Origin of the sequence: Psychrobacillus sp. FJAT-21963 (assembly GCF_001420585.1) — a bacterium.
GTDB lineage: Bacteria > Bacillota > Bacilli > Bacillales_A > Planococcaceae > Psychrobacillus.
This window is the reverse complement of record NZ_LJIY01000001.1, coordinates 342,424-355,040: the sequence shown is the minus strand read 5'-3', so window position 1 is coordinate 355,040 and position 12,617 is coordinate 342,424. Positions and strand designations below refer to the sequence as shown.

Annotated in this window: 7 protein-coding genes; 5 read left to right on the top strand and 2 right to left on the bottom strand. The window is 34.6% G+C overall.

Annotated features, from left to right (window positions below):
- Positions 1–103 precede the first annotated feature (103 nt).
- A complete protein-coding gene (locus tag AN959_RS01640) occupies positions 104–1,177 on the top strand; it encodes a hypothetical protein (protein ID WP_056827732.1) in 1,074 nt (357 codons plus the stop codon).
- A 405-nt stretch (positions 1,178–1,582) separates the two neighbouring features.
- Here AN959_RS01640 and AN959_RS01635 read toward each other — a convergent pair whose 3' ends face one another.
- Positions 1,583–2,491 carry an LCP family protein gene (locus tag AN959_RS01635; RefSeq protein ID WP_056827730.1) on the bottom strand — a complete coding sequence of 303 codons (909 nt, stop codon included), beginning with the start codon at positions 2,489–2,491 and terminating at the stop codon, positions 1,583–1,585.
- Positions 2,492–2,690: 199 nt separating this feature from the next.
- On the opposite strand from AN959_RS01635, the gene AN959_RS01630 reads away from it, so the two are divergent.
- The gene (locus AN959_RS01630) at positions 2,691–4,634 is read left to right on the top strand and encodes a WD40 repeat domain-containing protein (RefSeq protein ID WP_056827728.1); all 1,944 of its coding nucleotides are present in this window, start codon (positions 2,691–2,693) and stop codon (positions 4,632–4,634) included.
- Between the two features lie 38 nt (positions 4,635–4,672).
- On the opposite strand, the gene secA is transcribed toward AN959_RS01630, so the two are convergent.
- Positions 4,673–7,042: a preprotein translocase subunit SecA gene (gene secA / locus AN959_RS01625; protein WP_056827727.1), complete on the bottom strand. Its 2,370-nt coding sequence runs from the start codon at positions 7,040–7,042 to the stop codon at positions 4,673–4,675.
- Between the two features lie 226 nt (positions 7,043–7,268).
- On the opposite strand from secA, the gene AN959_RS01620 reads away from it, so the two are divergent.
- From AN959_RS01620 to AN959_RS01610, 3 genes are all read left to right on the top strand, one after another.
- Complete coding sequence (locus AN959_RS01620; protein WP_056827725.1) at positions 7,269–9,524, top strand: hypothetical protein; 2,256 nt, start codon at positions 7,269–7,271, stop codon at positions 9,522–9,524.
- Between the two features lie 16 nt (positions 9,525–9,540).
- A complete protein-coding gene (locus tag AN959_RS01615; RefSeq protein WP_056827723.1) occupies positions 9,541–12,036 on the top strand; it encodes a phosphodiester glycosidase family protein in 2,496 nt (831 codons plus the stop codon).
- A gap of 117 nt (positions 12,037–12,153) precedes the next feature.
- Positions 12,154–12,567, top strand: a complete 414-nt coding sequence (locus tag AN959_RS01610) for a hypothetical protein (RefSeq protein WP_053590345.1) — start codon at positions 12,154–12,156, stop codon at positions 12,565–12,567.
- Positions 12,568–12,617: the final 50 nt, after the last annotated feature.

The following is a 12,617-nucleotide window of genomic DNA, read 5'->3' as shown; positions in this document are numbered from 1 at the left end:
AGAAGGATTGTGTTCTACTTTTCCCTAAGTTAAAATAGAATAAATTGTATGAAATTGTAATAGTGAAATACGCCTTTCAATTAAGAAAGAAATGGAGATTTTTATGAAAAAAATACTTTCGTATTCATTAGCTTTAGGGATTTTAGGTTCCGCAATGTTTATTCCTTATTCAAAAGCTTCTGCTGCTTCTTTATCAAAAGCAGAAACAGCTGTAAAAACTGCTGAAAAGTATGCGGGTGAACTTAAATGGCAAATATCGTATGAGACGACAAAGGTTATAAAAACACCGGATATGAAGGTGTTTAATGCAACAAAGTCAGCTTATTTACAGGCGAAAAAAGAAATTTCAGCATCGAGTGGCTCTGAAAAACAAAAGCTAGAACAAAGATTAGAAGATAACGTTGGTATTCATTATGAACGTACAATGGGATATGTAGATGCCATTACATCCGGTAATAAAATCGCAGCCTTGACGAAAAAGTTTCAACAACAGTACAGAGATGAGCCAACTGCAGATTCTACTGAAAAAACATATCATGAACTTTCAGCAGAAATAAGAAAGCAAGCGAAATTATTGTATAAAGTTTATGGCAAATCAACACGGGATGCTTTCCTTGCTACTTTTAAGGCACCTGCTGAAAAAGTACTGGATGATGCGAAATACACGATTACAGCAAAAAGTGATTTGAGAAAGTTAAATACATTAGTAGGACAAAACGCGAATCAAGTAGTAGTTGAAAATCAAGTGAATCAATTATTTAACAGTTTAGATAAAATTGTTGAGGATGAAATTTACTATACTCTTTTTGATATATATAGCTTAACCATTCGAAACGATGCTAGTTTCTTAGCACAAGAGAAAGAACTGAAACAATTTTTCGCAACTACTAATGATCTTATTAATAAAGAAGATGTAGATGGAGTATTTAATTTATATAATGAAGCCTATCCAGATTATGAATATTTGAAAAAAGACATCCAAGATGCATTTGATCAATTTAATATGAAATTTGAATTGCTAGATGTAAACGTGTTATCTATTCTCGATGGATATGCATATGTAGAAGTAACGGATCGAATGACAGAGGGAACTGAAACAGATACACTAACTAGTGTTTATTTAATGATAAAAGAGAATAATGCTTGGAAGTATTTTGATATATATGATGCTTACTAATTTTACTAAAGACCCTAAATAAATTTTATTTAGGGTTTTATTTTATGTGTTGAAGTTTATGAGAACGTTAATGTTATTCTAAATATATAGTGAAGGGATGAGATGTAGGTAAAGAACACTTGCCGGCTTCCATGAGTCGCTACAAACATTTGAAGCCAAGTCCTTGCCACAAAAACCGACCCGTGTATATGAGAGTGTTATTGCACTGGAAGTAGAAAGTAAGCCGCATATTGATTTCTAAGTAAAATCTAACACTTGGTCCTTGCGTAAAATAGGTGATGCGATGGTGATGTGTGATTGGTTTAAAGAAAAGTATAAATGAATAAAGAAATCCCAAAAGTCAGCGTTTAGACTTTTGGGATTATTATAAGTTTGTCGCTATTATCGGATAAGCTGACGGTTAGGTCATTCAATTTCTAAATGTTTCTTTAACTGGAGAGTCACATTATTCAATTCTTGCTCATCCATCACATAGTACCAAATACCATCTATCCGTGTGCCTTCACCCTTTTCAAAAGATAAAGTTTCGATTTGATTTAACGCATTTTTGTATCCTTTTTGTATATCGATCATTTGTTCAAAGGTCATATTGGTCCGAATATTCTCTTGAATGGATGCTAAGAACTCCTTGTATTTCCATAAGTTATTAACAGTTGCTCCTTCTTTTAAAATGGCTTGAAGTACTTGTTTTTGTCTAGCTTGTCTTCCAAAATCACCTTGAGGATCATCCTTTCGCATGCGTACATAGGTAAGTGCCTGCTCACCGTCTAAATGAATGATTCCTTCATTGAATGTATATCCACCTTCTTGAAAAGCAATTGGGTTATCTACATTAACTCCCCCAATGATATCAACAATTTCTAGAAAGCTCTCCATGTTTACTTGTAATATATAGTCAACTGGGATATTTAAAAGGTTCTCAATTGTATCCAATGACATTTCAATTCCACCGAAAGCATACGCATGGTTAATTTTGTCTAGCTTATCTTTGCCGATAATTTCGGTATATGTATCCCGTGGAATGCTGATCATCTTCGTTGAATTTGTCGTTGGGTTAACTGTTAAAACGATCATAGTATCCGAACGTCCTTTGTCTCCCTCTCTTTCATCGACCCCCAGGAGGAGCAAAGAAAATGGTTCCTTTTTAACTAGTTCCACTTCAGTAGTTCTTAACTCGGAAATCTTTCGTATTTCTGGCTCGTGGATGGTTTGTATTGTTGTGGAAACATCATTATAAATACTGCTTGCATAGACGACTACTCCTATTAAAAAGCATGTAATAAGTGAAATCCAGATAACTTTCTTCTTCGACATAGAATCCCCGTTTCTTTTAGGCATAAATGTATTGTTATTAGTATGTAATAGAGTCTTAAATTATTATAAAATCATACGCTTAGTATGGATATTCATAAAATTTATTAAACATATGCTTATAATACCTTTGCTCTCTCGACTTCCTATTAAGATTTGATAAAAATGGACGAGATAAATAGAAAGATAAACGGGGGAAGTTATGAAGAGAATCGGAAAATTTATGCTAAGCATTGGAATAATATTTTTGCTTTTATCAACAAGTTTAGAGGTGACAGCGACAAAGGGAGGGTTTGAGAAAGTATATACTCCTTTTGAGCGAACGGTTGCGATGAGTGGAGCAGCTTCAAATGTAAATGGTGTTCCGTATCAATATGTAATTCTTCAAGGTGAGCCCGCAGTTCTTGCAGTGTATAAGCTTCCTTCAAAGGAATTAATGGATCAAGTTAAATTACCCAAATCAACTGCAGCTTGGGCAATTACGATAGACAAGAATGGACACGCATGGATTGGTGGGACGCCAACCGCAGCTTTATATAGTTATAATCCCACGAACAAGAAATTAATAAATCATGGAACACCAGATAGTAGTCATACATCTATCTTAGATTTAGAAGTAGTAGGGAATGCGATTTATGGAAGCACAGCTCCTAATGGAAAAGTATTTAAATTTCAAAATGGAAAGTTCTCAACAATAGGAGCAGCAACAGGAATTCAAAAAAATGCACGAAGTCTAGCTTTCCAAACAGGAAGCAATAGGTTATTCGTTGGAGCTGGTTCTAAAGCTTCCCTAATTGTTTGGGATTTAAAAACGAATAAAAAGACCGAAATTTTACCTGCTAAATATAAAACTGAAAGTGATGTCTATGACTTAGATTTTGCAGAAGGGCTTATTTTTGCCAAGCTCAGTCCAAGTAAAAAAGTATTAGTTTTTGATGCAAAAACAAACAAATTTATGAAAGAATTAGCAATTGGCTCACGAGGAGTTTCTTCTCCTTTAGATGGAAATGTGTATTATTCGTATATGACTAATTCATCCACCAGCTTATATCAATTTAATACGAAATCAAGTATTACAAAAGATATGAAGATTAATTTAGCCGGGACTGAAGCTGTTTCAATGGATTTTGTAAAATCACCTTCAGGAGACACAATGCTAACTGGACTTTTAGGTAATACAGGAACTCACCTTTTATATAATCAAACAAAAAATAAGGTTGAAATTACAAAATTGAATCTACCAAAACAAAGTGTACCAATTCATATGATTAGTTCAGATGGTAAGGGGAATATATTCACAAGTGGCTATGTTTCTGGCCAGGTCTCTATCTTAAATCCCATTACGAAAAATAAAACACAAATTACTAGTATTGGACAAGTAGAGGGTATGACTCCTTACAACGGGGGAATGTATTTGGGTGTTTACCCTGCAGGGGACGTCATGTATTATCATCCCGAAACGAATCCACATGGAAAAACGGTTTTTTCTGTTTCACAGATGGGACAAAATAGACCTATTTCATTAGCGATAGCACTTAAAGAAAAAATCCTTGCGGTAGGGTCACATCCAAAACAAGGAACTGTATCTGGAAGCTTAAGCTATTATAATTTGAATACGAAAAAAGTAGTTAATCGAAAAGCACCTTTTCCAAATCAAAGTATTGTGGTATTAACATATTCAAATGGTTATTTTTATGGAGGAACTTCTACATTCGCGAATAGTAAATCTGGTGGAATAGGAATTGCAAAATTTTTTAGAATTCCAGCAAACAATATTAATGCAAAGCCAGAGGAGTTGCCTTCCCCAATCGCAAAGCCTAGACTTATTTCTGCAATGATCATTGGCCCCTCATCTACTATTTGGGGAGTGGCAGATGGAACGGTATTTGTATATAATTCTAAGACGAAAAATTCTAAGGCTATACCTGTCGTAAGCCGTACAAGTGGACAAATTAGAAATGGATCTTTAGTGGATGGAAAAGACGGGTTCATCTATGGAACTATTGAGAATAAATTATTTCGTATTCATTCCACATCTTTTAAGCTAGAGTTGTTGGGTACACAACAATCGAACGGGGTAGCACTAGGGGCTGACGGTAACATCTATTTTACAACGGCAGGAGATATTTGGAGATATAACAAATAATAAAAGGTCAGTACCGAATATTGGTACTGACCTTTACTTTATTCTTCTACTTTTGTTGCATTCAGTTGTAAATAATACCGAATAACATCTCGGAAGAAGGAATGAAGCATTTCATTAAACATATGAAGAGCATCAAAAGAATACAGTCGATATGGATCCTCTTGGGAATAACCTCTAATACTAATACCTTCTCTTAAATGATACAGATTGTCTAAGTGAGTAATCCAAGATCGATCCAATGTTTCTAAGTAGATGGATTGGATATCACTCCAATTCTCGTCATCTTTATCTGTATTATGAAGGACTTCTAAGGCAGTATTGTATACGTCCTCAAGCGTTTTTGTTAATTGATCTTTGGTTTCGGTTTTTATAGATTCAAAAATAGTTTCATCTTTTAAAGTCAACATATTTATTATTTTTATTTCATCAATAATTTCATTTAAGATAGTTGAATTAGTAGTTTCATCTAGATTTAATTCTGGGATTTCTTCAACTAATCCATAAAATCTCTCTTGCATTGCATTTTCAATAAGCGATTGCATATTTTCTACCTTTAATGCTTTTTCTCGGTAGTTATACATAACCTTTTGTTGATCGTTATTAATATCATCCAATTTTAATAGATGAGATCGACTGGAGAAATGCATACCTTCAATAACCTTTTGTACATTATATACAAACTTCGTGGGATTAGGTGAAAGGATTAAGCCGGTCTCATCCGTTTTCACTTTACCTTTATACTTATCAAACTCTTCTTCATCGTAGTAATGGAAAAGCTCATCTTCAAGTGAAACGATAAATTGAGTGCTACCCGGATCACCTTGACGACCTCCACGTCCACGAAGCTGCATGTCGATACGGGCACTACTGTGGAGTTCGGTACCGATAATATGTAGTCCACCTAGCTCTGCGACACCCTCACCCAACATAATATCTGTTCCACGTCCAGCCATATTCGTTGCTAACATAATTTTATTCATTTGTCCTGCACTTGCGATTATTTCTGCTTCGTCTTCTACTGTTTTTGCATTTAAAATAGAATGTTCAATGCCCAATTCATATAGGTGAGCAGAATATTTTTCAGATTGTTCAATAGAAGTAGTACCTATTAATACCGGGCGTCCTGTCTCATGGTATTTTTGTGTTTCTTCTACAACTTTTTTCATTTTATCTTTAGCAGTTAAGTATACAAGTGTGTCCATGTCTACACGTTTATTTGGTTTATTCGTAGGAATTTCAGTTACTCTTAAATTATATGTTTCCCAAAATTCATCACGTGAAGGAACGGCACTACCTGTCATACCAGATACATGTTTATATAATCTAAAGTAGTGCTGAATCATAACAGAAGCTTGCGTATTATTTTCTTCTTTCACTGTAACCTTTTCTTTTGCTTCGATTGCTTGGTGTAACCCATCACTAAATGTACGGCCTTCCATAATACGACCTGTGTATGGATCGACAATCATAATCTTGTCATCTTTGACAATATAATCTACATCTTTGCGCATAACAACTTTAGCTCGAAGGGTCTGCATTGCAATATGCATAAATTCACGGTGCTCGCTATCGTATACATTATCAATGCCGAAAGCTGCCTCTAAACGGTCTGCGCCATTATCGAGTAACACGATTTGTTTTGTTTCAGGATAATACTTATAGTCTTCATCATCTTGGAAAGAGTCGATGACAAGATGCATTATTGGAAATAAGTTTAAACTTGCATTCGATTTCCCCGCAATAATTAAAGGAGTTCGCGCTTCATCTATTAATATACTGTCCACTTCATCGATCAAAGCATAAAACAATGGTCTTTGAACTAATTGGTCTTCACCTTGAACCATATGGTCCCTTAAATAATCAAACCCAAATTCTGTTCCAGTCCCATAAGTAATATCGCAATTGTAAGCAGCTTGCTTTTCATCCGTTTCCATACCTGAAACATTAAGTCCAACTGTCAATCCTAAAAACTCAAACAAAGGCTTCATTTGTTCGTAATCTCGACTTGCCAAGTATTCGTTGGCTGTAATAATGTGAGTTCCTTTTCCAAATAGAGCCATAACATAAGCAGGAAGGGTAGCAACTAAGGTTTTTCCTTCTCCTGTCTGCATTTGTGCTATTTGAGATTGAGTTAAAACTGCACCACCCATTAGCTGAGAGTCATAATGACGCTTATCTAGTACTCGTTTGGATGCCTCTCGAACAACCGCGAATGCTTCCACAATTAATTCTTCTGGTGAAACTCCCTTATTTAATTGTTCCCGAAACAGGTCAGAATAAGCTTTCAGTTCCGCGTCTGTTTTATTTGTAAAAGAATCTTCTAAAGTATTTATTTTAGAAACTATTTTTTTTAGCTGTTTAAGTTCAATGACTTCGCCTGAAATCATTTTTTTAATAGAATGTAACATTTTCATTCTCCCTACTTTTATATTCCAACATCTATTATATCACGAAAAAATAAAGCTAGCATTTTCTAGTTGAATTGCTATTATTTCAATTATATTACAAGAATAAGTTTAAAAAGTTACCAAATGATGTTANAATTGCTATTATTTCAATTATATTACAAGAATAAGTTTAAAAAGTTACCAAATGATGTTAATATTATTATATAAAATAAGGGGGAATTACAATTTGAAGAAAGTTTATTTGCCAATTATTGCCGCTATGATAGCAACGCCAACAGGAAATATTGTAAGTGCAGAAGAGCTTACGAAGACTGAAGAACAAATAAATACAGAAGAAGTTGTGGAAGTAGATAATTCAGAAGAATGGTTAGAAGATGTTGTAGAGATAGAGCCAGTGGAAGAAGAAGTAGTAGTAGAGGAAGGGTATGAAAACTTAGGTCCATTAATTTATAAATCTTCCGCAATTTCATCTAAAATTGCAGCAAATAATGAGGGAGACTACTTTATTTATTACATCATGCACGGATCTCCAGCAGCGTTAGTAGTTGTAGACTATGAAACGAAAGAAATAGTACATACATTTACATTAGAAGATTCAAAAAGCGCCTGGGGATTGGACGTTGATGAGAACGGAAAGCTTTGGATTGGTGGATCTGTAGCAAGTGTGCTCTATAGTTATGATCCAAACACAGAGGAATTTGAAAAGCATGGAAGTATTTTTTCCAATAAAAGTGATACTTCTATTCAAGATCTAATCGTTTCTGGAAATAAAGTTTATGCAGGATCTGCTTATGGTGGATCACTCGTTGCTTATGACACGGAGACAAAAGAAATAGAAGAGTTTGGGCAAATTCGTAAGAGAAAAGAATTTGTTAAAGCAATTGTAGCAGATGAAGAAACAGGAGAAATATTTGTTTCAATCGGTTCGTCAATGGATTTATTAGTGAAAAAGCCTAAAGCAAAAAATTTCACTTCTTTTTTACCATCAAAATATATGTCTGAAAAATATGCGCAAGATCTAGTTTTAACAGATGATTTTATAGTTGCAAGATTATATCCATCCAATGTTGCCGTAGTATTTGATAGAAAAACCTTAAAAATTGTTGATGAGTTTGAATTGAATTCAAAAACAGTTTCTACATTGTCTCCTGATGGAAAATCCTTATACTACACAAAAGCCCAGCAATTAATGAAATACGATTTTGAAACAAAAGTGCATACAGAACTTGGGTTATATTTACCAAAAGGGACGGAAGCAATTAATTTAGATTTCATCTTAAAAGAAACAGAAGATGAAGTAGTTACAGAGGAACAATTAAATGTATCTTCATCAATTACATCAATTGGCACTGAGCCAGCTTTAAAGCAACCAATTGTGGATAAGCCGATTACTGAAGAATCTAACATAGAAAAACCAGTGGAAGAAGTACCAATAGAAGAGGGATCAAAGGGGTGGATTCTTTCTGGTATGGTCGATAATTTAGGTCAACTATTCGAGTACAACCCACAAACATCAGAGATAAAATATCTTCAATTTGAATTACCTGAGCAGCCAGTAGAATTATATACATTAGCTTCAAGCTCAGATGGGACAAAAATATTTGCTAATGGTTATATGTCAGGCGGGCTTGGAGTATATGATGTAGCAACAGGGAACAAAGAATTGTACCGAAATATTAGTCAAATTGAAACAATGTTTGATATTAACAATAAGCTATACATCGGTGCATATCCACTAGCTAGAGTACTAATTTATGATCGTTCAAAACCATGGGATACTGCAAATCCAAAAGAGGTTATCCGAATGAACCAATACGGTCAAGAAAGAACAACGGCTGTAACACCATATAATGATGGAAAAGAAATTATATTTGGAACATTGCCAGATGCTAGTGTTGGTGGTGGAGCTCTTGCTTTCTATGATACTGTAACAGAGAAATTTGATATATACGAAAACTTTATATACAACCAAAGTATCGTTTCACTGGCAAGTAGAGGAACAGAAGTGTACGGGGGAACTTCTATCCATGCGAATCAACAAGTAAATCCAAGAGGAGCAAGGTTGTTTTACTTTAATAGAAGCAATCCGGATTACAAAAAGTATATACAATTACCTTTTGATTCTAGTATGATTACAAGTTTAATTGTTGATAGCAATAATAAAATTTGGGGAATGGCAGATGGTAAATTATTTGTTTATACAGATGAATTTACAGAGATTAAGTATGTTGAGTTACTCCCTTTAATTTCTGGTAGATTCCGTAATGCTCAAATAATTGATAGTAATGACGGATATATCTATGGAAGTGTAGAAGGAAAACTCTTTAAAGTTGCTAAAGATAAATTAGAAGTAGAATGGCTGAAGGACAAAGGGGTTTATGGACTTGAGAAGGACATGAATGGAAACCTTTATTATTACGATGGCAGTAATCTTTGGAAATATACAATTGAAAAAAATCGCGATAAAAAACAACAAGAATAAGGAGAATTCCAATTAAATGAAACAAAAAATGCTATACTTTTTTATTATTTTTGCTATCGTCACGGGTGCAATTTTCCAACCAAGCCAAGCAGAAGCACAAACTACCAAAGTTTATTGGGACGGTATTTTAATGGTTCCTGGTCAAGTCGGGAAAATTAAAGTAGTAAAACCGATCAACCTTTGGAAACGTACTTCAAATGGTTTAGTGTTTGAAAGAGTTTTAAAAGTAGGCGAGCAGTATCGAGTGTACCGTTATGATAACTTATATGGCGGACAATACGGACTTGGCGGTAATATGTACATTACGAAAATGGCGGGCTATGTAGAGTACAAAACGCCTTCCAAAGCAAAATTAAAAGAGTTGGCAAATGCACAAGGAAATACAGTGCCAGGTAATTCATCAAATTTATTCCCAACTGAAGCTACACCTACCCTTACAGGTGGTAAAGTCTTGAGTCAATCCGTAACTCAACTTGCACCAGGAATACGTAAAAAGTACTTCGATATAGATGGTGCGATTGGTGCACAAAACGTATTTATGATTGAATATGATGGCAAAACATCTAATATCGGATTTAAAACGGAACTTGCTAAAGACCAATTAATTGGTCTTGAAACAACTTCTTCCCAAGCAAATAGTGTGGAACAAAATGATTCTTACCATGTTGTTGCAGGAGTGAACGCTGATTATTTTGATAAGCAAGGTCAGCCTATTGATTTGATGATGATGGATGGTTCCATTGTTTCCACTCCACAAACAAACATAAATGAATTAGCAGTTTTAGGTATTAAAGGAGACAATAAAGCGATTATTGGTGCTCCCAAAGTATCGATGAATGTTTCTGTAAACGGTCAATCCTATGCTATTAACTCTGTTAATAGAAAGAGATTAGCAAATCATTTAGTAGTTTATACAAGAGATTTTGCAGCAACAACCAATACGAATGAGCTTGGTACAGAAGTTAGAGTGAAAGTAGAGTCAGGTAAATTAAATGGACAGGAAGTTTTAACTGGAACAGTAATTGAGAATATTACTGGAGTAGGAAATGCTCCTTTAAATAAAGGAGAGATCATTTTATCTGGACATAACTTTGCAAGTCAATTCTTACAAAATGTGCAAGTTGGAGATAAAATTGAGATCCAAACAGCATTTACTCCAGCTGAATGGAACGAAGTAAGAGAAGCTGTGAGTGGACGTTATCATTTAGTGAAAAACGGTACGATCCAAACGATTAAAGTTGCAGGAGTAGCACCGCGAACAGCTGTTGGTGTCAGAAAAGACGGAAGTATATTTACAACCGTTATAGATGGAAGAACAACTGAAAGTAAGGGTTTAACGTTACAAAACACGGCTAAATTGATGAAAGATTTAGGTGCAAATTATGCCATGACCTTTGATGGCGGTGGTTCTTCTACTCAAGTTACAAGAAATCTTGGTGATAGCAAAGTAACTGTTGATAATAAACCATCCGATGGAAATGAGCGAGCGGTATCAAACAGTTTATTATTTATTAGTAAATATAAAACAGGTCCTTTATATACAATCACACCAGCATCCAATGTAATGGAGGTATTCCAAGGAGCTGCATACACAGAGTTATCTGTTCCTGTAAAAGGAATCGATCAATACATGAATCCGGTGGCGGTATCTGGGAATGGAAAAGTTACTTCATCCATTTTAAAATCAAGTGGTGGGAAACAAGTAGTATCAGCGACTCCAGGAACTTATTCAGGAGTAGTAACTTATGATGGAAAAACAACGAACATCAAAATCAAAGTAACAAATACTCTAGATAGTATTGTTCCGTCTAATAGTTTCTTAGAATTACAAAAAGGGCAAACGGTACAACTTTCTGCAAAAGGAATGAAAAATGGACAAGCAGTCTTAACAGAAGCATCTGCATTTAACTGGACTTCGACTGTCGGAACGGTACAATCTAATGGAAAGTTTACTGCTCAAAATAAAGATGGTGTTGGTACAATTACAGTGAAGTATGGAACAAAATCTATTACGATTCCTGTAATTGTAGGTAATGTTGCTCCAACTATATTAGAATCTTTTAATAAAGGTATTTTTAATTATGAAGCAACAGGAGACCGTGTGAAATCTGTTTCTGTTCAGGAAGCTAAGAATGATAGAGACGGTACGAAAGCTATTAAACTAGTTTATGATTTTACGAATACTTCAGGAACTTCCGGAGCATACGTTAACGCAAAAACTAAATTAACAATCAGTACTCCTGCTAAAAAAATCGGTATGTGGGTTAAAGGTGATGGAAAAGGTAACTGGTTGAGAGCGCAACTTGAAGATGCATCTGGAAAAGTAGTACATCTTGACTTTGATAAAAATGTAAATTGGACAGACTGGAGATTTGTAGAAGCAATCCTACCGACAGGTTTGTCTTATCCACTAAAAATGGATCTTCCAATTCGATACATGCAAACAGAAAATGCAAATAAATCAAATGGTGAAATAATTATTGATGATATTCAATCCATTTATAAGGACTGACTTTGTAACCAATAACCTATCCTATTGTTATAAGTAAAAAGTAGTAGCTGTTGCCAACAAATTGGATTTGTGCTAACGTAATTAGTATGGATTTTGGCTAACTGTGGAGGGAAATACATGGCTTCGGAAGAAAAAAATAAGGTGGGTAAAAATTCACCTAGTTCATCGGCAGAAGAACATGCACCAAAAGTAATTGGTTATTACAAACGCCAAGCATGGGCTCTAAAAGTGTTTGAAAAAATTGATCAAGACAATGTAGTGCAAGATGGTAAAAATGTAATTCTTGCATCTTCTATTATTCAGTCCAAAAACGATTTGTATTTTCCTGCTTTCATACGAATCAACATTAAAGAAAAGGGACAAGTTGCAGGTGCTTATTTAATTGTAGAAGATGATGATAGTTTTCAATTATACCCTCTTGAAAACGCAATGGAAGAATTAGAAATGGATGAATTGCTACCATTTAAGTATCGTACGCTTGAGCAAATTGATGGAGACGAGTTTCAAGTAAATTGGCCAGATTTCTCATGAGAACAGCAAATATGCTAGTTACTGAGGAGTAAAGTAAGTAAGTAAAATGA